Annotated in this window: 14 protein-coding genes, 7 tRNA genes and 1 riboswitch; of the genes, 11 read left to right on the top strand and 10 right to left on the bottom strand. The window is 67.9% G+C overall.

The window, feature by feature from the left end; genetic code table 11:
* Positions 1 to 96 precede the first annotated feature (96 nt).
* The 4 genes from ABD116_RS20160 to ABD116_RS20175 all read right to left on the bottom strand — a co-directional run bounded on the left by ABD116_RS20160 (position 97) and on the right by ABD116_RS20175 (position 5,403).
* Positions 97 to 1,650 (bottom strand): chromosome partitioning protein, encoded by a 1,554-nt coding sequence (locus tag ABD116_RS20160; protein WP_343972164.1) that lies wholly within the window; start codon positions 1,648 to 1,650, stop codon positions 97 to 99.
* Between the two features lie 215 nt (positions 1,651 to 1,865).
* Entirely contained in the window at positions 1,866 to 2,534 is a 669-nt protein-coding gene (locus ABD116_RS20165) for a response regulator (protein ID WP_343972167.1), read from the bottom strand.
* Complete coding sequence (locus ABD116_RS20170) at positions 2,531 to 4,243, bottom strand: sensor histidine kinase (RefSeq protein WP_343972170.1); 1,713 nt, start codon at positions 4,241 to 4,243, stop codon at positions 2,531 to 2,533. Before ABD116_RS20170 ends, ABD116_RS20165 begins: the two co-directional genes overlap by 4 nt.
* A 47-nt stretch (positions 4,244 to 4,290) precedes the next feature.
* Positions 4,291 to 5,403 carry a GntR family transcriptional regulator gene (locus ABD116_RS20175; protein WP_343972173.1) on the bottom strand — a complete coding sequence of 371 codons (1,113 nt, stop codon included), beginning with the start codon at positions 5,401 to 5,403 and terminating at the stop codon, positions 4,291 to 4,293.
* A gap of 171 nt (positions 5,404 to 5,574) precedes the next feature.
* Between ABD116_RS20175 and ABD116_RS20180 the strand changes: the two genes are divergently transcribed.
* Positions 5,575 to 6,291 (top strand): SDR family NAD(P)-dependent oxidoreductase, encoded by a 717-nt coding sequence (locus tag ABD116_RS20180; RefSeq protein WP_343972176.1) that lies wholly within the window; start codon positions 5,575 to 5,577, stop codon positions 6,289 to 6,291.
* 69 nt (positions 6,292 to 6,360) lie between these two features.
* On the top strand, positions 6,361 to 7,848 hold the full coding sequence (locus tag ABD116_RS20185) for an ArnT family glycosyltransferase (RefSeq protein WP_343972179.1): 1,488 nt from the start codon (positions 6,361 to 6,363) through the stop codon (positions 7,846 to 7,848).
* 295 nt (positions 7,849 to 8,143) lie between these two features.
* Here the strand turns inward: ABD116_RS20185 and ABD116_RS20190 are convergent.
* Positions 8,144 to 8,215, bottom strand: a tRNA-Val gene (locus tag ABD116_RS20190).
* A gap of 121 nt (positions 8,216 to 8,336) precedes the next feature.
* Here ABD116_RS20190 and ABD116_RS20195 point away from each other — a divergent pair.
* Positions 8,337 to 8,897, top strand: coding sequence for a CGNR zinc finger domain-containing protein (locus tag ABD116_RS20195; protein ID WP_343972181.1), 561 nt, complete (start codon positions 8,337 to 8,339; stop codon positions 8,895 to 8,897).
* Positions 8,898 to 8,977: 80 nt separating this feature from the next.
* Here ABD116_RS20195 and ABD116_RS20200 read toward each other — a convergent pair whose 3' ends face one another.
* On the bottom strand, positions 8,978 to 9,811 hold the full coding sequence (locus ABD116_RS20200) for an aminotransferase class IV (protein WP_343972184.1): 834 nt from the start codon (positions 9,809 to 9,811) through the stop codon (positions 8,978 to 8,980).
* 181 nt (positions 9,812 to 9,992) lie between these two features.
* Between ABD116_RS20200 and ABD116_RS20205 the strand changes: the two genes are divergently transcribed.
* The 3 genes from ABD116_RS20205 to ABD116_RS20215 all read left to right on the top strand — a co-directional run bounded on the left by ABD116_RS20205 (position 9,993) and on the right by ABD116_RS20215 (position 10,262).
* A tRNA-Gly gene (locus ABD116_RS20205) sits at positions 9,993 to 10,065 on the top strand.
* Positions 10,066 to 10,100: 35 nt separating this feature from the next.
* Positions 10,101 to 10,171: transfer RNA gene (locus ABD116_RS20210), tRNA-Cys, on the top strand.
* Between the two features lie 19 nt (positions 10,172 to 10,190).
* Positions 10,191 to 10,262: transfer RNA gene (locus ABD116_RS20215), tRNA-Val, on the top strand.
* Positions 10,263 to 10,699: 437 nt separating this feature from the next.
* Here ABD116_RS20215 and ABD116_RS20220 read toward each other — a convergent pair.
* A complete protein-coding gene (locus tag ABD116_RS20220; protein WP_343972187.1) occupies positions 10,700 to 11,143 on the bottom strand; it encodes a pyridoxamine 5'-phosphate oxidase family protein in 444 nt (147 codons plus the stop codon).
* Between the two features lie 194 nt (positions 11,144 to 11,337).
* Here ABD116_RS20220 and ABD116_RS20225 point away from each other — a divergent pair.
* The 3 genes from ABD116_RS20225 to ABD116_RS20235 all read left to right on the top strand — a co-directional run bounded on the left by ABD116_RS20225 (position 11,338) and on the right by ABD116_RS20235 (position 11,600).
* Positions 11,338 to 11,410 (top strand) — tRNA-Gly (locus ABD116_RS20225).
* Between the two features lie 29 nt (positions 11,411 to 11,439).
* Positions 11,440 to 11,510, top strand: a tRNA-Cys gene (locus tag ABD116_RS20230).
* Between the two features lie 18 nt (positions 11,511 to 11,528).
* Positions 11,529 to 11,600: transfer RNA gene (locus ABD116_RS20235), tRNA-Val, on the top strand.
* A 175-nt stretch (positions 11,601 to 11,775) separates the two neighbouring features.
* Here ABD116_RS20235 and ABD116_RS20240 read toward each other — a convergent pair.
* The 3 genes from ABD116_RS20240 to ABD116_RS20250 form a co-directional block, all read right to left on the bottom strand.
* Positions 11,776 to 12,519 carry an SDR family NAD(P)-dependent oxidoreductase gene (locus tag ABD116_RS20240; protein WP_343972190.1) on the bottom strand — a complete coding sequence of 248 codons (744 nt, stop codon included), beginning with the start codon at positions 12,517 to 12,519 and terminating at the stop codon, positions 11,776 to 11,778.
* Between the two features lie 25 nt (positions 12,520 to 12,544).
* Entirely contained in the window at positions 12,545 to 13,612 is a 1,068-nt protein-coding gene (rsgA, locus tag ABD116_RS20245) for a ribosome small subunit-dependent GTPase A (protein ID WP_343972192.1), read from the bottom strand.
* Between the two features lie 163 nt (positions 13,613 to 13,775).
* The gene (locus tag ABD116_RS20250) at positions 13,776 to 15,065 is read right to left on the bottom strand and encodes a YihY/virulence factor BrkB family protein (RefSeq protein ID WP_343972195.1); all 1,290 of its coding nucleotides are present in this window, start codon (positions 15,063 to 15,065) and stop codon (positions 13,776 to 13,778) included.
* A gap of 18 nt (positions 15,066 to 15,083) precedes the next feature.
* Here ABD116_RS20250 and ABD116_RS20255 point away from each other — a divergent pair, with 18 nt between their 5' ends.
* Complete coding sequence (locus ABD116_RS20255; protein ID WP_343972198.1) at positions 15,084 to 16,709, top strand: acyl-CoA dehydrogenase family protein; 1,626 nt, start codon at positions 15,084 to 15,086, stop codon at positions 16,707 to 16,709.
* Positions 16,710 to 16,731: 22 nt separating this feature from the next.
* Positions 16,732 to 16,815, top strand: a riboswitch (ZMP/ZTP riboswitch).
* A 44-nt stretch (positions 16,816 to 16,859) separates the two neighbouring features.
* Complete coding sequence (locus ABD116_RS20260) at positions 16,860 to 18,308, top strand: glycine hydroxymethyltransferase (RefSeq protein ID WP_343972201.1); 1,449 nt, start codon at positions 16,860 to 16,862, stop codon at positions 18,306 to 18,308.
* The last annotated feature ends 83 nt before the right edge of the window (positions 18,309 to 18,391 follow it).

Below are 18,391 nucleotides of genomic sequence, written 5' to 3' on the forward strand. Positions count from 1 at the left end.
ACCTTGAACACCCAGCGGCGACCTTGAACACGTTATTTCTTGTTCAAGGTCGCCGCTGGGTGTTCAAGGTCGCACCTTCTCGACGGTGCAATTGGTTCAGCGTGGGACGTTGAGGGCGATGGTGATCTGTTCGGCTACCTTGGCGGCGAGTTCGAGGGCCGCGCGGCGGGTGGCTGGTTGGAGGGCCGAGTGGTCGAGTGGGCCCTCGGCTGCGATGTGTGGGTCGGTGGGGATGTCGACGACAGCGGCCGCGCGCGATTCGAAGTACGGGCGGAGCTGCTTCTCGACCTCCTTGTTGACGTCGCCGGGGCCGTTGCTGACCGCAATGACCGCGCGGCGGATCAATCGCTGCGCGTCCGGACCCTGGTGGTCGAGCTCCTCCAGCATCTGCACGGCGGCAGCGCAGGACAGGCTCTTCCACTTGATCGGGATGACCAGGACGTCGGAGGCCTTCATCGCCTCGCGCCAGTTGCTGGAGCCCTCGTTGTTGCCGGTGTCGATCACCAGCACCTTGTAGAAGCGGCTCAGCAGCCGGTGGATCTGGTCGAAGTCCTTCGCCTCGATCTGCGCGTACGTCGTGGTCGCAGACGTCAGTACGTCGTACTGCCCCGACACTTGATGACGCAGGTACGCACCGACATCACCAAGCCGCGCATCCGGCTGCGTGAGCATCTGCATCGCCTGGAGCAGATCCGTCACGGTCGAGCGGCTGTTGGTGTCGTGCGTACGCAGGTGCATGTTGCCGCGCAGCTCGTTGTTGTCCCAGGCCACGACCCCGCCACCACGCGCCTGACCGAGCGCGCCGGCCAGCAGCAGCGTGGTCGGCGTCTTGCCCGACCCGCCCTTGGGGTTGGCGATCGTCACGGTGACGGGCCGGCGGAAGGCGGTAGCCGCAGTGGCGCGCGCAATGCGCTCCAAGCGCTCAGAGGTGCCCGGGCGCAAGCGCAGTACGCTGCGAACGCCCTTCTCGGCAGGAGCCTCCCGCGGCAACGGCAGGGCCTGCAGCAGCTCGTCAGCGCGGTACGAGACCGGCCGATCCTGCTGCGGCGCGCCCTGGCCGGGAATGCCCTGCGGGAAGAAGTGCTGCGCAGCCGGGGAGAGCTGAGGCCCAGCGGGCTGGCCGGGCTCCTGGGCAGGCTGCGTCCACGGGTCGCCAGCAGGCTCGCTGGACCGCGTCCAGGCTTCGCCGGTCGGCTCATAGCCAGCCGACTTGCTCCACGGGTCCGCAGCGGGCTCCTTGGCCCGTCCGGCCGGCTCTGCGGCCGACTGGTTGCTCCAAGCGTCCGCGGCAGGATCCTCGGCCGGCTGCTTGGTCCATGCGTCGGCGGCGGGGTCCGCAGCCGGTTGCGTCCACGGCTCCGGGTTGGCCTTGGGTGTCTCGGCGGGCTGCGACCACGAGTCGCCAGGGAAGTCCTGGGACAGCGCGTCCGGCTGCTCTTCCTCCACTGCCTCTTCCTCGACGTCTTCCGGGTCGGGAGTCGCCTGGCTGCTCACCGGCGGCTTCTGCGCGGGAGGCGGGGGCGGCGGCGTCGTGGGAGCGGGGTTGGGATCCGGCTGGGTCCAGGACGGGGTCGGCTGCCACATCCTCCGGACCTCGGCCGCTGCCGCTTCCCGGTCCTTGTGCTGTCCGGAGTTGTGCGAGTCGGTCACGACCTAGATCCCCCGATTCTGTGAGAGGGGGCGGGGCTGCCGCTCCCCTGGGGCTGGTAACTGGGTGTCTGGCTGATATCCCGGGTAACGATCCACCCGGGAGGTCCCACTATCCCATGACCGGGTGTCCAGGCGATGTCACCCGCCGGAGCGTCGGCCGGCCACCCGGATACTGCCCGACGAAGGCAGACGTCACCGGGCGCTGGCAGTAACGGTCAATCCGCGACCAGGCCGGCTTCGTAAGCGACGATCGCGGCCTGGACCCGGTTCTTCACCGCTAGCCGGGTGAGTACGGCGCTGACGTAGGCCTTGACGGTCCCCTCGACGAGGTACAGGCGGCCGGCGATCTCGGCGTTGGACAGTCCCGCGCCGACCAGAGCGAGGACTTCGCGTTCGCGCGGGGTCAGTACGTCGATCTGTTCCTTGGCGGCCGCGGCACGTGCCATCCGGCCACCACCGGTGCCGGCGCTGAGCTCGGCGATCACCCGGTGAGCGACCTTCGGCGACAGGTACGCCGCGCCTCCGGCGACCGCCTTCAGTCCCGCGATCAGCTCATGGGGATCGCCGGACTTCAGCAGGAAGCCGCTGGCGCCGTCGCCGAGTGCCTTGGCGATGTACGCGTCCTCGGAGAAGGTGGTGAGCATCACGACGGCCGTCTCCGGAACAGTCCGCTTGATCTCGGCGCCGGCCGCGAGACCGTCCATCCGGGGCATCCGGATGTCGAGGACGGCGACGTCGGGCCGATGGCGCTGGGTGAGCGCGACGGCTTCGTGTCCGTCGGCTGCCTCGGCGACCACCTCGATCGCCTCGTCCGAACCGAGAATCGCCCGCACCCCCGCCCGGACCATCGCCTCGTCGTCGGCCAGCAACACCCTGATCGTCACGGCGTCCCTTCGGTGGTGGGTTCGTCATCGGCGGTCGGCTGGCCCTCGGTGGCCGGGAGTTCCGGTTGCACCGAGCCGGTCTGGATCACGCTCTTGGCCACCAGTACTCCGTTCTGGAAGCACAGCCGGTAGGCGTAGGTGGTCGAGAACGGCGCATCCGGCCGATAGAAGCGGCAGCTCCACTCCTTCGGCTGCTCAACCCCATCACTTGGCGGACCGACCATCTGCATCGCCGGCAGCCGCGCCTCCACCTGATCGACCGGCTGCCCGAGCCGGAGCGCGTCGTAGTCGGCCGGCCGCAGGATCGAGCTGTACCCGACGATCATGTAGTAGCCGAAGGCAACCAATCCGACCACTGCACCGATCGCAACCGGCACGGTGACCGCGGTGATCAGCCCGCGCCGGGCATTCCGGCGTACGGTCGCCCGCTCATCCGCCGCCCCCGACTCAACCGGCACCTCAGCCTCAACCCGCCCACCCGCTCGAGGAATCCGAGCCAGTACTTCGAACCCCCCACCACTCCGAGCTCCCGCTCGCAACGACCCGCCCACCAACCGCGCCCGCTCCGCCAACCCAGCCAGTCCCCGCCCGCCAGATCCACCACGCCCCGAGCCATCCGCACCCGGCTCACCCGCCCGAGCATCCGCCGAGCCGTGCCTGCCGCGCTCAGCCGCCGTGCCGTGTCCACCCCGCTCAGTGCTCGCCAAGCCGGGTGCTGCGTCATTCAGCACCCGCACCTCGACCTGGTCGCCTACCTGCGAGACGGTGACCACTACCTCGGCACCTGGAGCATGCTTGCTCGCGTTGGTGAGTGACTCCTGGACGACTCGGTGCACCGCTCGATCAACCATCGGGGACAGCTCGGAATTGCCTTCCTGGACGAGCTTCACCGCGAGCCCCGACGCCGCCGCGCGGTCGACCAGCTCCGCCACCGTCTCCTGTGCCGGAACGACGGACGCCTCGCCGTCACGTAGTACGCCGATGATCTCGCCGAGCCGTTCCGTCGCAGTCGCGGCAGCCTCGCGCAGCTCGGTGGCGGCACGCCGATGACGCTCGGGCAGCTCCGCGTCGACCTCCAGTGCGGCGGCTCGGAGCGCGATCAGGGAGAGTTCGTGGCCGACCGAGTCGTGCATGTCCTCGGCGATCCGGGAGCGCTCTCTGAGCCGTTCCTGCGCGATCTCCATCCGGTGCTCGCGCTCGATCCGCTCGGCGCGATCCCAGCCGGCCGTGGCGAGCAACGCCTGCTGTGCGCGGTACCGGCCGATCAGCCACGGCAGCACCACGACGAGCAGCGAGAGCAGCAAGATCAGCAGCCAGGTCAGTACGGCCTCGGTCACCGGAACGTCGCGATGCACGGCCAGGCTGAGGATCAGCAACGCCGCCAGCTCGCCGCTGCACATGAGCACGAACGGTCGCAGCCGCGTTTCCCGCCGTCCGGAAACGTAGCTCAGCAACGAGATCGCCGGGATCAGCGCGATCGGAACGCCCATCGTCGTCCCGAGACTGCCCGCCAGGATCACCACCTCGGTGGCGATCACCAGACTCAGCCCGATCACCGGACGCGAGCGGCGGAGAAGGACAGCAACGGCCAGTACGGCGAGGCAGCCGGCCCGCATCCAGAGCGGGTCGTTCCGCGCACCGCTCTCGGTGAGCACCAGCAACGAGAGTCCGGCCCACAAGCCGAGGTCTCCCGCGCGCGTCCACTTCACAGCCCCGACGCTACACAGCAGAGCGCGACCCGGAGTACTGCCGAAAGTCAGTTGCGCTCAGCATCGACCAACTGGAACGGAACCAGCGACAGCTTCGGAACCGACTCGCCGCGAAGCTGGGCCAGCAGCAGCTCGACCGCCTGCCTGCCCATCTCACGCTGATCCTGCCGGACATGCAGGAACGGCGGCCCCGCGATCGGATCGCCCGGAGAATCGAAGCAGCTGATCACCAGATCGCTCGGTCTGAGAGCGCGGTCCAGCATCCTGGCCAGGTTGTACTCGCACGCGACGAACGCCGTCACCTCGGGGAAACGGTGCCGGAACGCCCGGATCAGCCCGAGATCGGAGCGCACGCTCTCCGGCGTGAACGATCCCGGCAACGTACTGCGCAACTCGGTCAGCTGATGCGGCTGGTACCGCCCGGGCGCCCGTTCCGCGAACGCTGCCCGGAATCCTTCCAGCCGGTCCTCGATACTCGACGTGTTCAGCGGCGGCGGCGAGACGAACGCGATCTGCCGATGCCCCCGATCGAGCAGCCGCTCGGTCAGCGCGCGTGACGCCGCGACGTTGTCGGTATGGACGGCCGACACCGGTATGCCGGACAGATGCCGGTCGACGAGCACGAGCGGGAACCCGTCGAGCACCTGCCGCAACAGGCTCGCGTTGTAGAAGTCGCCGTGCACCGGGAACACGATCAGCCCGTCCACCTCGCCGGACGCGACCAGGGTCTCGACGGCTTGCTCCTCGTCCGACTGACGGCCGCGCGTACGCCGTACGATCAAATTCGCGCCGGCTTCGGCGCAGTGCTCCTCGATCGACTGCAGCAGTTCCAGGCCGTATGCCTCGGAGACATCCGGTATGAGGAGGGCGATCGAGCCCGGCCGGTGGCCGCGACGGACCGGGCGGAGCGCGCCTTTGAGGGGTGCGGTCACGCCTTCCAGGTCCGGCAGGTGCTTGACGACGAACGACCCTTTGCCCCGGATCCGTTCGATCAGGCCGGCTTCCCGGAGTACCTCGAGAGCGCGCTTGGAGGTGATCCGGCTGACCTCGAACTGCGCCGCCAGTTCCATCTCGGACGCGACCCGGTCCCCCGGCCCGAGCACCCCACTGCGGATCTCCTCGAGCACGTGGGTACTGATCCGCTCGTACAGCAGAACCACAGCGATCCCTTCCCGCTCAACAGGTTGATATACCAAACCAGCCCCCGCGCGCCTGAGGCAAGCGAGCTGGTTGACCTATACCAACCTGTTGCACCAGGCCCACCCACCTCGGAGCCGTCGCGGATTTCCTGTCGGTGGGTTCGGGGAGGGTGGCGGGCGGAGGTGAGTGGCATGCAGATTGCAGGTCAGCTGGCGGTGGTGACCGGTGCGGCGGTGGGGATCGGGCGGGCTGTCGCTCAGCGGTTGGCGGTTGAGGGTGCGTCGGTCGTGTTGGCGGACATCGATGAGGAGGGCGGGCGGGAGGCCTGCTCGTTGATCGGCGCGGGGGCGCGGTTCGTGCGGGTTGATATGCGGGATGACGAGGCGGTGGCTGAATTGATGGGGTGCCGGCCGCGGATTCTGGTTAACAACGCGGGCGGTGGGGCGGTACTGCGGCCGTGCTTTCCCGAGGCGAGTGTGGAGCGGTGGACCGCGTCGCTCGACCTCAACCTGCGGGCGCCGATGCTTGCGACGCAGCTCGCGCTCGGAGCGATGCGGGACGCCGGTGGTGGTGCTGTCGTCAATATGAGTTCGACTGCGGGACTGGGGTTCGAGGCGCATGTGTCACCGGAGTACAGCGCTGCGAAGGCTGCATTGATTCGGCTCACGGCGACCCTCGCGCCGCTGCGGGAGTCGCATGGCGTCAGGGTGAACTGCGTGGTGCCTGATTGGGTGGCGACGGAGCGTGGCATCTCGGAGTACGAGGAAATGCCGGAGGCCGAGCGCGGCCCAGCCCAAGTCCCGCTGGCCACGCTGACCGACGCGGTGGTCGGCCTCATCACCGATGACTCGCTGGCCGGCCGGGCGATCCACCTGCCGCGCGGCGCAGCGCCGTACTTCCTCAGCTGACAAACCCCGTACTTCCACGGCTGACGGCGAAAGCTTCCCGACGCCCCCATCGGCTGACAGCATGCCGCCATGATTCGTCCCGGGGTGGGGTTCGCGACGCGGCCGGTGGCTGGGGTCGCGGTGACGCTGGCCGTCGTACTGACTGCCCTGTCCGGGCGCTACGGCTTCCACCGCGACGAGCTGTACTTCCTCGTCGCCGGCGACCACCTCGCCTGGGGTTACGTCGACCAGCCACCCCTCACTCCGCTGCTGGTCCACATCTCCACCACGATCTTCGGCGAGACCCCGATGGGCATCCGGGTGATCTCGACGCTCAGCAGCGCATTGACTGTCGTAGTGGTCGCCTTGATCGCCCGCGAGTTCAGCGCCACCCGCCGAGCCCAGACCCTGGCCGCCATCTGCACCGCCGTCTCCGGCTTCGTGATGGGCGTAGGCCACCTCGCCTCGACGGCGACCTACGACCTACTCGCCTGGATGACCATCGCCCTCCTGGCCATCAAGCTCCTCCGCACCAACAACCCCCGCTGGTGGGTAGCCCTAGGCGTCGCCTCTGGAATCGCCCTGGAGAACAAATACCTGGTCGTACTTCCCCTAGCCGCGCTCCTGATCGCCGTCCTCATCACAGGCCCCCGCTCCGTACTCCGAACCTGGTGGCTCCCCGCCGGCCTGGCCGTAGCCGCCCTCATCGCCGCCCCCAACCTGATCTGGCAAGCAACCCACGACTGGCCCCAACTCACAGTCGCCGGCGGCATCAGCGAAGACGACGGCACCGAGAACCGCATCATGTTCGTCCCCCTCCAGCTCCTCCAGCTCTCCCCGTTCCTGATCCCGATCTGGATAGCCGGCTTCCTCAACCTCTGGCGCACCCCCACCCTCCGCTGGGCCCGCCCCATCGCCCTCGCCTACCCCATCCTCTGCGTGGTCGTGCTGGCCCTAGGCGGCAAGCCGTACTACGCCCTCCCCTTGCTCCTGGTACTAGTCGCAGCCGGCTGCCAACCCACCATCAACTGGCTGACCACCGCCCGTACCAGATCCCGCCGCATCACCCTGACCATCGGTCTGACCCTGACCGCCCTGACCTCAGCCCTCTTCACCCTGCCCGTCCTCCCCGCCTCAGCCGTCAACTTCGCCATCCCCGTCAACGCCGAACAGGGCGAACAGATCGGCTGGCCCGAACTGACCACCGCGGTCGCCAACGCCTGGCACCAGATCCCCGAAGACCAAAGAGCCCGAGCCGTCCTCTTCGCCGGCAACTACGGCGAAGCCGGCGCGCTCGCGAAGTACGGACCGGCTGTCGGCCTCCCCCGCCCCTACTCAGGCCACATGAGCTTCTACGACTGGTCCCAGCCCTCCGACATGCAAAACGGCCCAGTCCTCCTCATCGAACAAGAACGCGCCCCCGCCTACGAGGCCAACTTCACCAACTGCCACCAGGTAGGCACCGTCGACAACGGCGTCAACGCGGACAACGAAGAACAAGGCACAGCCCTAGTCCTCTGCACCACCACCAAAGCCCCTTGGTCCCAACTCTGGCCAGCCCTACGCCGCTACTACTGAGATCCGTCCGAGCCTGGCTGCTCGGTGCGTCCCGAACGAATGGATCGCCAGCGTGGCAGACGCGGCGTCGAGAGCTGCGGCGGGTCGGCTGGTCGTCGGATTGGCTGGGGGCGGAGGCAGGCTGCGCCGGGGGTGGTCACCGCGACGGAGGCGCGGCAAAGGAGGGTGGGAGCGGCCAGAGCTGGGGGCGAGGGACGGCGGGGGGCGCGTGGGGAGTTGTCCGGCCACGCGTGGCGAGTTGTCGTACCAAATGGAAAAGCCGGTCGCCTTGAGGGCTGACCGGCTTGATCTCGGGTGGGCGATACTGGGTTCGAACCAGTGACCTCTTCGGTGTGAACGAAGCGCGCTACCACTGCGCCAATCGCCCGGATCTGCTTGCGTCGTACTGTGTTGCGGGTGAAACCATAGCGCATTGGTCCGCGACGTACGAATCGGGCCGGGCTACTCTTGCTGCAAGACGGAGACCCCGTCGCGTTGGAGACGTGATTGTGACTTTCTCGCACGACACCGAGCACGCGCTCGGCACGCTGGTCCGGCTGGTCAACACGATGCCCGGACCGAGTAGCCAGGTCGACACCATGGCAACGCTCGAGGACCTGGAGAAGTTCGTCCACGAGCAGGAGTTCAGCGCGGTGGGCAACCTGACCGAGACCGATCTGCAGGAGATCCGGGAGTTGCGGCCGCTGTTCGCGCCGGTGTTCACGACGGCGTCCGACGCGGAGGCGGCGGCGATGATCAACGCGATCGTCGCGAGCGGTACGACGACGCCCCGGCTGACCAACCACGACGGTCACCCGTGGCACATCCACTATTCGCGCGACGGTTCGTCGCTGACCTGCCGGATCACGGTCGAGTGCGGGATCGCGCTTGCCCAGGTGATCTCGGCGGGCGAGCGCGAGCGGCTGCGGCGCTGCGAGGCGCCGGACTGCGACGACGCGCTGATCGACCTGTCGCGCAACCGCTCCAAGCGGTACTGCGACGCCCGCACCTGCGGCAACCGGCTGCACGTCGCGGCGTATCGCGAGCGGCGCAAGACAGCCGGCGAGTAGCCGACGCGCAGCGTCCGGAGTACCAATTGGTGCTCCGGACGCTGTCGTTTGTGCCCTGTACTACGTACGCCGTCCTGCCCTTACGGGTCGAGGTCGTCGGCGGAGCGTTCGGCGAAGACCTTCGCGACCGCCGTCGTCACCTCACCCGGTACTGCGAGGTCGCGGCCGTCCGCACGGTGGATCGCCTGAACGTCGCGGGTGGTCGACGTGAGGAAGATCTCATCGGCCTCGGCCAGCTTCGCCAGCGGCACGTCGCGCTCGACGCCGCCGAACCACGCGAGCACCAGATTGCGGGTGACGCCGGACAGCGCGCCCGACGCCAGTGTCGGCGTGACGAGCTCGCCGCCGAAGACGCAGAAGATGTTCGAGCCGGTGCCCTCGCACAGGTCGCCGACGGTGTTCGCGAAGATCGCCTCGCTGCCGCCACGCTCCTTGGCGTAGGCGAGTGCGCGGACGTTCTCGGCGTACGACGTGGTCTTCAGTCCGGCGACGGCGCTGCGCTCGTTGCGCACCCACGGCACGGTGACGATCGCCGAACTCGGCGCCGGCTTCTCGATCGCCTGGGCCGCGACGATCAGCGTCGGGCCGTCGGTACCGCGATCGGAGGACAGCGGCGAGACCCCACCGGTGTACGTGATCCGCAGCCGGCCGAACGCGATGTCCGGGTCGGCCTTCACGACGGTCGCGATCGCGTCCCGCACCAGCGCCAGATCGGGCGCCGGCAGTCCGAGCCCGGTCGCGGAGGCGACCAGCCGGTCCAGATGCCGGGTGACGGCGAACGGCTGTCCGTCGACGATCTTGATGGTCTCGAAGACGCCGTCACCCGTGGTGAGGCCGTGGTCGAGCGGCGAGACGCCAACCGTGCCTTTGATGGCAGCGGCGTCCTGAAGAGCGCCGTTCAGCCAGATGTTCATTCCTGCTCCTTCCAACCCCGGACACCCTATGCCGCAAGGCTTCCCGGGCCTGCCACGACGTCCGCGAGTGACCAGTCGATGACACGCGGTTGGCCGGAAGGTAACCCCCGTTTTTGAACTCACCCGCAGGGTGCGCTAGTGTTCTTCTCGCACCGAGGGGAACGAAAAACCCGGTTGCAACGCGAACGTAGCTCAGTTGGTAGAGCGCAACCTTGCCAAGGTTGAGGTCGCCGGTTCGAACCCGGTCGTTCGCTCGGAGAGGGTTTTCTGAAGGCCTGCTTTCTCTCATGGTGGAGTGGCCGAGAGGCGAGGCAACGGCCTGCAAAGCCGTGTACACGGGTTCGAATCCCGTCTCCACCTCGATCAAACCCTGATGCTTGGACGATTGGCGCAGCGGTAGCGCGCTTCCCTGACACGGAAGAGGTCACTGGTTCGATCCCAGTATCGTCCACTCGGAGCGAGGACGACGCGTGTCCGCCAACATCGGCGGAGCGGGTCGTCCTCGTCATTTGTGCGGCTTCGCTTCGCTCGCCGCGTTGTGGGGGCTTCGCCACCCACACCCCCTCCGCCCCGGCCTACCCTCGTTGGTCAGCGACTCCCCTTGCTCCCGCCCTATTGGCGAGCGACTCCCTTGCGGCCACCCTCGTCGGTCGCGAACTGCCTGCGCCCGCCCCTCGTTTGTAGGGGACTCCCCTGCGCCCGCCTCGTTTGTAGGCGACTCCCCCTGCGGCCGACCTCGTTGGTCGGGGACTCCGTGCGCACGCCCTCGTTGGTCGGCGACTCCCCTGTGGCCGCCCCTGATTGGCGGCGGCTCTCTGCGCCCGGCGCCGTTGGTGGCCGCGTCCGGCTGGCCTTGGTGCCGACTCTCTGCGGGCGGGCTGGGTTGGGTCAGATCAGCCAGGTGCTGTTGAGCATCAGGTCTCTGTCGGGGATTTCGTTGACTTCTCGCCAGGCCTGGATTCGGGTGGGGGTTACCCGGAAGAACGGGTAGTTGGACTGGCGGGGGTCGAAGCCGGCTTTTTGGGCGAAGGCTTCTGCGGCGGGGGTGGGGAGGGTGTCGAGCAGTTCGGCGGTTCCCCAGATCAGGACTACGTCTCGGGTCTCGCCCAGTGAGAGCTGGATCAGGCCTGTTGCCTGGATGTTGAGGCTGGTGGGGTTCTTGCGGGCGGTGGACAGGAGTAGGGCGCCGTCTTGCCAGAGGAACGAGAGGGGCATGAGGTACGGCGTACCGTCGGGGGACGCCGTCGCCACCCACGCGTCCACGTCGGTTTCGAGGCGGTGGAGGGTGTCGGCTTTGCGGATTTCCGCGGAGCGGGCGGCGGCGTGTGGCATCGGGATGTCCTTCTGTCGGGGGCTTCATCATGCGATGGAAACGGGTGCAACTGGTGGGGCTGGAGTGGTGAGATTCACGCCTGGGAAGGTGTGTCGTGGTTGCCCCAATACCGATTTCCACCCGTGCGGAAAGTGCGCTACTGTTCTGCTCTCGCACCGAGCAGGTCGAAGAAGTTCGAACAGCTCGGTTCGATGCGAACGTAGCTCAGTTGGTAGAGCGCAACCTTGCCAAGGTTGAGGTCGCCGGTTCGAACCCGGTCGTTCGCTCGGTACAGGTCAGTAGGCTGAGACTCTGTGGTGGAGTGGCCGAGAGGCGAGGCAACGGCCTGCAAAGCCGTGTACACGGGTTCGAATCCCGTCTCCACCTCGAAACATCCTGAAGCTTGGACGATTGGCGCAGCGGTAGCGCGCTTCCCTGACACGGAAGAGGTCACTGGTTCGATCCCAGTATCGTCCACTCGGAGCGAGGACGACCTATGTCCGCCAACATCGGCGGAACGGGTCGTCCTCGTCATTTGTGCGGCTGCGCTTCGCTTGCCGCGTTGTGGGGGCTTCGCCACCCACACCCCCCTTGGCCCATGGACGCGCTGGTCAATTGGGTGCACGTAGGCGGCGGTTGGCCTTGCGCCCAGTTACATACGTAGGTGGGAAGCGCCGTTGAAGTCCAGGACTGTGCCGGTGGCGAACTCGGCCAATGGAGATGCCAGGTAGACGATTGCTGCGGCTACTTCGGAGGGGGCTGCGACTCGTTCTAGGGGGCTCTCTAGGCGTCTTCTGTCGTAGCCGTCTCCGGACAGGGCTTCGGCTGCCATGTCTGTGGTGGTCCAGCCGGGGGCTATGGCGGTTACTGCTATGCCTTCTGGGCCTAGCGAGCGGGCTAGGGATTGGGTGAAGGAGACCAGGGCGGCTTTGCTGGCGCCGTAGGCCGGCTGGTTGGGTTCGCCCCGGAAGGCGCCTCTGGAGGAGACGTTGATGATTCTGGCGCCTCGGGTCATGTGTTGGGCCGCGCACCAGGTGACGTTGGCGGTGCCGGTGAGGTTGACGTCGAGGGTGTTGCGCCAGGCGGTCTGCCATTCCTCGTACGTCGTCTCGCGGAGCGGGTGGGGTTCGTAGATGGCGGCGTTGTTGACCAACACGTCGATGCTGCCTAGGGCGGCTGCTGCACTCTCGACCATCTGCTGGATTGCGGTTGGGTCGGCCAAGTCTGCTTGGGCCAGGACGTGGCCCTCCCCCGGTAGGTCGTTCAAGACCTTTTCGGCGGAGTCTCTCGAGGAGCCGTAATGGACGGCTACCCGGTCTCCCTCGGTGGCGAACGCGTGGGCGGTGGCGGCGCCGATGCCGCGGGAGGCGCCGGTGACCAAGACTGAGCGATCCATGGGACCGAGTCTTGCATCCGCAAAATCAAGGACGCGGTTTGATGTCTCGGCGGTAGTCCTTGGTTTGGCGGACCCAGGCTTTGCGGGCCTCGGCCTGGAGGCGGCTGTCGGCTCGGCGGGCCATGTAGGCGGCTTCGCGCTGGAGCTTTACCCAGCTTTCGTAGCGGCGGACGGAGAGAGTGCCTTCGTCCAGGGCTTCTCGTACTGCGCAGCCTGGTTCTGTCAGGTGGACGCAGTCTTTGAAGCGGCATTGCTCGGCCAGGGCGGTCACATCCGGGAAGGCGGCTGAGAGGCCTTCGCCGGCCTCTTGCAAGCCGATCCCCCTCAGCCCGGGGGTGTCGATGACGACTCCACCGCTGGGCAGGAGGATCAGTTCGCGGCGTACGGACGTGTGGCGGCCTTTGCCGTCTTCGCGGATTGCTTGGACGTCCAGGAGTTGCACGCCGGCCAGGGCGTTCACCAGGGAGGACTTGCCCGCGCCACTGGTGCCGAGGAGGGCCATGGTGGCGTTGTCGTCCAGGAGGGCCCGTACCGTCTCTAGGCCCTCTCCTGTGGTGGCGCTGCAGACCAGTACGTCGGCGCCGGGGGCAGCGGTCGCTACATCCTCGGCGACTGTGTCTGCGTCGCCTACTAGGTCGGCTTTGGTCAGTACTACGACTGGGCGGGCACCACTTTCCCAGGCGAGGGCGAGGAAGCGTTCTATCCGGCCGATGTTGGGCTCTGGGTGCAAGCCGACCACGATGGCGACTACGTCGATGTTGGCCGCGAGTACCTGGCCGCGGGAGCTGCCGCCGACCTCGGCTCGGACGATCGCGGTACGCCGGGGTGCGACCGCCTCGACGGTGATGCGGTCGTCCGGCCAGTGGCGTAGAGCGACCCAGTCGCCGGTACACGGGGTTGCTTGCGGGTCGGTGGCGATGGCCGCTAGGACCGCGCCTGACCAGCTGGCGCGGACGGGGCCGTCTTCGGTGAGCACGGTGGACAGGCCCTTGTCGACGCGGACCACGCGGCCCGGTACGAAGTCCTCGGAGAGTGTTGCGAGGTAGTCGGCCGTTTCGGGGTCTAGTCCGAGGGCCAGGAGTTGTGCTGACATCGTGCGACGAACCTTTCGGGAGGCCCGGCCGCGAGTTCAGCTCAGCGGACGGACGAAGTGGGAGACGACGGCCCGATGGGCCTGGTACAAGTTCATGACACCGTCAGCTCCCTTCCATGTCCTGGGCGCTCCGTACGCACGGAACGCTGCTGTCACGTCGCAATCAGCCTAGGTCGTCGGGTTCGGTAGGCGCACCGGGTTTTCCGACAGTCGCCGGCTTCCGCTCTTCTACCGGCATGGCCGGCCGCTTGGCTTTGAGGTCGGTACCGTCCACAGCAGCTCGTACTACGGGCGCGGACGCCGGCTCGTCCTCAGGCTCGACGACGGGTGCGACCGGTTCGGCGACAGGTGCAACCGGTTCGGCGACAGGCACGACCTCAGCCACCGGCTCGACCACCTGTTCCGGGGAGGCTGGGACTCGGGGTTCGCCTAGGGCCTCGATGGCCTTGGCCATTTTGACCTCGGGGCGTTCGTCGTCGGGGGCGGTGTCTTCTTCCTGGTGGACCTTCGAGTCCGCCTTCATCACCGGCTCGGAGGCTTCGGCGGTGACGTGTTTGCGGGACTTGTGCGGCCACATGCGGTCGACCACCGCGTTCAGTGCGGCGCCGATCAGTACGGCGATGGCTGTCATGTAGAGCCACATGAGGACGGCGATGGGGGCCGCGAGCGGGCCGTAGATCGACGTACCGCCGACGGTGGTCTGCAGGATCCAGCGGAGGACGAAGCTGCCCAGGATCCAGATCGAGAGGGCGAGGAACGAGCCGGGGAGGTCGGAGATCCACGGGGTCCGCACGGGGACCGAGAGGTGGTACAGGGTGTTCAAGAAGCCTGCGGACAGGATCGTCACGACCGGCCAGTAGAGCTGGTTCAGGAAGTCGAGCCGCTGGGGCAGCAGGGCGTCGACGGCGCCGGGGCCGGCCAGGACCAGCGGGAGGACGATCACGCCGATCACCAGCGCACCGCAGTACAGGCTGAAGGAGAGCGCCCGGGTGCGGATGATGCCGCGCCGGCCGCCCATCCCGTACATGATCGTGATGGTGTCGACGAAGACGTTCAGCGCGCGGCTGCCGGACCACAGCGCCAGCACGAAACCGACCGAGATCACGTCCGGCCGGCCGCCGTCGTCGAGCACCTTCTCCAGGGTCGGCACGATCACGTTGTTGACGGCGTCCGCGGTCAGCGCCCGGCCGGCCAGCTCGGCGATCTGCAGCTTGATGTCGTCGATCGTCTCGACCTGGAAGTACTTGCCGGCGATGAAACCGATGCTGCCGGCCAGTCCGAAGATCAGCGGCGGCAGCGACAGGATCGCGAAGAACGCCGCCTCCGCGGCCAGACCCGTGACCCGGTAGCGCAGGCAGGTGCCGACCGTCTGGGTCAGCAACCGCCACGTGGTCCCGGGGAGTCGTCGGGCCCATGCAAGTGAGACGGAGGTCTCGGACCCAGAGCGTGCCATACCGCTTACCGTACTGACATGGCGGACCCAAACGCTGTAACGAATCAGGCTCCCCCACTGCAAGGGGTGAACTTCTTCACGCGGGACACCGCTCTCGGTGACTCTCTGCGTCCGTACGCTGACCTGTTCGACGATCCCGGCCTGACCGCGATCGGCCAACTGGCCGGCTCCGAGGAAGCGCTCTCGCACGCCCTCCCGGCCAATCAGAACAGCCCGGTACTCCGTACGCACGACCGCTACGGCCACCGCATCGACGAGGTCGAGTTCCACCCGTCCTGGCACTGGCTGATGAACAAGGCGGTCGGCTTCGGACTCCAGGCCGCGCCCTGGACCAGCGACCGCCCGTCGCCACACCTCATCCGCGCGGCCGGCTTCTACGTCTGGTCGCAGGTCGAGCCCGGCCACGGCTGCCCGATCTCGATGACGTACGCCGCCGTACCGGCCCTCCGCGCAGACAAGACGCTGGCTGACCAATGGGTCCCCCACCTGGCGGCCACCGAGTACGACCCCCGCCGGCTTCCACCCGCCGCAAAGACCGGCGCGCTGGCCGGAATGGGCATGACCGAGAAGCAGGGCGGCTCCGACGTCCGCGCCAATCTCACGACCGCCACCCCGGCCGGCGCCGACGGCGAGTACATCCTCAACGGCCACAAGTGGTTCTGCTCCGCGCCCCAGGCCGACGTCTTCCTCGTCCTGGCCCAGGCGCCCGACGGTCTGACCTGCTTCGTCGTCCCCCGGGTCCTTGCCGACGGCAACCGGAACGCGTTTGCCCTGCAGCGTTTGAAGGACAAGCTCGGCAACCGGTCGAACGCGTCCAGCGAGGTCGAGTTCCACTCCACCGTCGGCTACCGGCTCGGCGACGAGGGCGCCGGCGTCCGGACGATCATCGAGATGGTCGCGGCGACCCGGCTCGACTGTGTGCTCGGCTCGGCCGCGCTGATGCGCCGCGCGCTGGTCGAGGCGACCTGGCACACCGCGCACCGGAGCGCGTTCGGCGATCTGCTCAAGGACAAGCCCGCGATGCAGAACGTTCTCGCCGATCTCGCCATCGAGAGCGAAGCAGCAACCGCTGTCTCGATGCGCTTGGCGGCGGCCGTCGACGCGTCGCTGGCCGGTGACGACCAGGCAGCCGCATTCCGGCGGATCGCCTTGCCGCTGGCCAAGTTCTGGGTCTGCAAGCGGACCTCGTTCACCGTCGCGGAGGCGCTGGAGTGTCTCGGCGGCAACGGCTACGTCGAAGAGAGCGGTCTCCCGCTGCTGTTCCGCGAGTCGCCGCTCAACTCGATCTGGGAAGGCTCGGGCACGGTCAACGCCCTCGACGTGCTGCGGGCGCTGAGACGACCTGAGTCGCTCGAGGCCTGGCTGCTCGAGGTCGGGGCGGCCCGAGGCGCCGACCAGCGGCTCGACGCGGCGGTGACCGACGTACTGGAGTCACTCGCGGACCTGGCCGGTGCCGAGGCGGGGGCGCGACGGCTGGCCGCCCGGATGGCCGTTTGCCTGCAGGCATCGCTTCTGGTGCGGCACTCCACGCCTGAGGTGGCCGACGCCTTCGTCGGCTCGCGGCTGGCCGGCGACTGGGGTGGCGTCTTCGGAACGCTGCCGCGCACCACGGCGTACCGTCCGATCATCGACCGCATCCTCTAGCGGGAGCCCCCACACGCTAGGGTTACCGCGTCGCGACTGGCGCTGAGGTGGGATCGACCACCGGGGAGCGAAAAGACCGTCGGCACCGTGCGCCTGGGTGCTACGACCTTGTCACAGGAAACCCTGTGCGACCTCAGGAGAGAGACGAAGATGACTCAACCCTTCGACGCCGCGACGGCGTCGGCCGCGTACCGCAACGCGCTCGAGGTGATCGGCGCGGTGGAGCCCACCATCGCCGGCGCGATCAAGGCCGAGCTGGCCGACCAGCGGTCCTCGCTGAAGCTGATCGCCAGCGAGAACTACGCCTCCCCCGCGACCCTGCTGACGATGGGCAACTGGCTCTCGGACAAGTACGCCGAGGGCACCGTCGGGCACCGCTTCTACGCCGGCTGCCAGAACGTCGACACGGTCGAGCAGACCGCCGCGGACCACGCCAAGGCGCTGTTCAACGCACCGCACGCGTACGTCCAGCCGCACTCGGGCATCGACGCCAACCTGGTCGCCTTCTGGGCCATCCTGGCCAACCGGATCGAGGCCCCGGCCCTCGCCGAGGCGAGCGCGAAGCACGTCAACGATCTGTCCGACGAGGACTGGGCCAAGCTGCGCAAGGCCCTCGGCGACCAGAAGATGCTCGGGATGTCGCTCGACGCGGGCGGCCACCTGACGCACGGTTTCCGGCCGAACATCTCCGGCAAGATGTTCCACCAGAGCTCGTACGGCACCGACCCGGAGACGGGCCTGCTGGACTACGACAAGGTCGCCGCGACCGCCCGTGAGTTCAAGCCGCTGATCCTGATCGCCGGCTATTCGGCGTACCCGCGCAAGGTGAACTTCGCCAAGATGCGCGAGATCGCCGACGAGGTCGGCGCGACCTTCATGGTCGACATGGCGCACTTCGCCGGACTCGTCGCCGGCAAGGTCTTCACCGGCGACTACGACCCGGTACCGCACGCCCACGTCACCACGACCACCACGCACAAGTCGCTCCGCGGACCGCGTGGCGGCATGGTGCTGTGCCAGCCGGAGTACGCCGATGCCGTCGACCGTGGTTGCCCGATGGTGCTCGGCGGCCCGCTCAGCCAGGTGATGGCGGCCAAGGCCGTCGCGCTGGCCGAGGCCCGTCGCCCCGAGTTCCAGACCTACGCGCAGAACGTCGCCGACAACGCGGTCACGCTGGCCGAGGGCCTGATGAAGCGTGGCGTCAAGCTGGTCACCGACGGCACGGAGAACCACCTCGTCCTGCTCGACGTCTCGTCGTACGGCATCACCGGCCGGCAGGCCGAGTCGGCGCTGCTCGACGCGGGCATCGTGACGAACCGCAACGCGATCCCCCGCGACCCGAACGGCGCCTGGTACACCTCGGGCGTCCGGATCGGTACGCCGGCGCTGACCACCCGCGGCTTCGGCGCCGACGAGTTCGACAAGGTCGCCGAGCTGATGGTGGACGTGCTGTCCAGCGTCACCCCGACCACCACGTCGGCCGGTGCCGCGTCCAAGGCGAAGTACGTCCTCGCCGACGGCATCGCCGACAAGGTCCGCGCCGCGTCCGCCGAACTGCTCGACAAGCACCCGCTCTACCCGGGTCTCGACCTCAACTGAGGATCGCGACGGCCCGCTCCCGGTACGCCGGAAGCGGGCCGTTTCAATTATCCGATATTTGTAATAACTGAGCTAGGGTTTCG

Source organism: Kribbella koreensis (assembly GCF_039525325.1).
Lineage (GTDB): Bacteria > Actinomycetota > Actinomycetes > Propionibacteriales > Kribbellaceae > Kribbella > Kribbella koreensis.

Coding starts and splice junctions, on each gene's coding strand:
- ABD116_RS20180 (WP_343972176.1), top strand. CDS start 5,575: ATGCAGATTGCAGGTCAGCTGGCGGTGGTGACCGGTGCGGCGGTGGGG.
- ABD116_RS20185 (WP_343972179.1), top strand. CDS start 6,361: ATGATTCGTCCCGGGGTGGGGTTCGCGACGCGGCCGGTGGCTGGGGTC.
- ABD116_RS20200 (WP_343972184.1), bottom strand. CDS start 9,811: ATGAACATCTGGCTGAACGGCGCTCTTCAGGACGCCGCTGCCATCAAA.
- ABD116_RS20220 (WP_343972187.1), bottom strand. CDS start 11,143: ATGCCACACGCCGCCGCCCGCTCCGCGGAAATCCGCAAAGCCGACACC.
- ABD116_RS20240 (WP_343972190.1), bottom strand. CDS start 12,519: ATGGATCGCTCAGTCTTGGTCACCGGCGCCTCCCGCGGCATCGGCGCC.
- rsgA (WP_343972192.1), bottom strand. CDS start 13,612: ATGTCAGCACAACTCCTGGCCCTCGGACTAGACCCCGAAACGGCCGAC.
- ABD116_RS20250 (WP_343972195.1), bottom strand. CDS start 15,065: ATGGCACGCTCTGGGTCCGAGACCTCCGTCTCACTTGCATGGGCCCGA.
- ABD116_RS20255 (WP_343972198.1), top strand. CDS start 15,084: ATGGCGGACCCAAACGCTGTAACGAATCAGGCTCCCCCACTGCAAGGG.
- ABD116_RS20260 (WP_343972201.1), top strand. CDS start 16,860: ATGACTCAACCCTTCGACGCCGCGACGGCGTCGGCCGCGTACCGCAAC.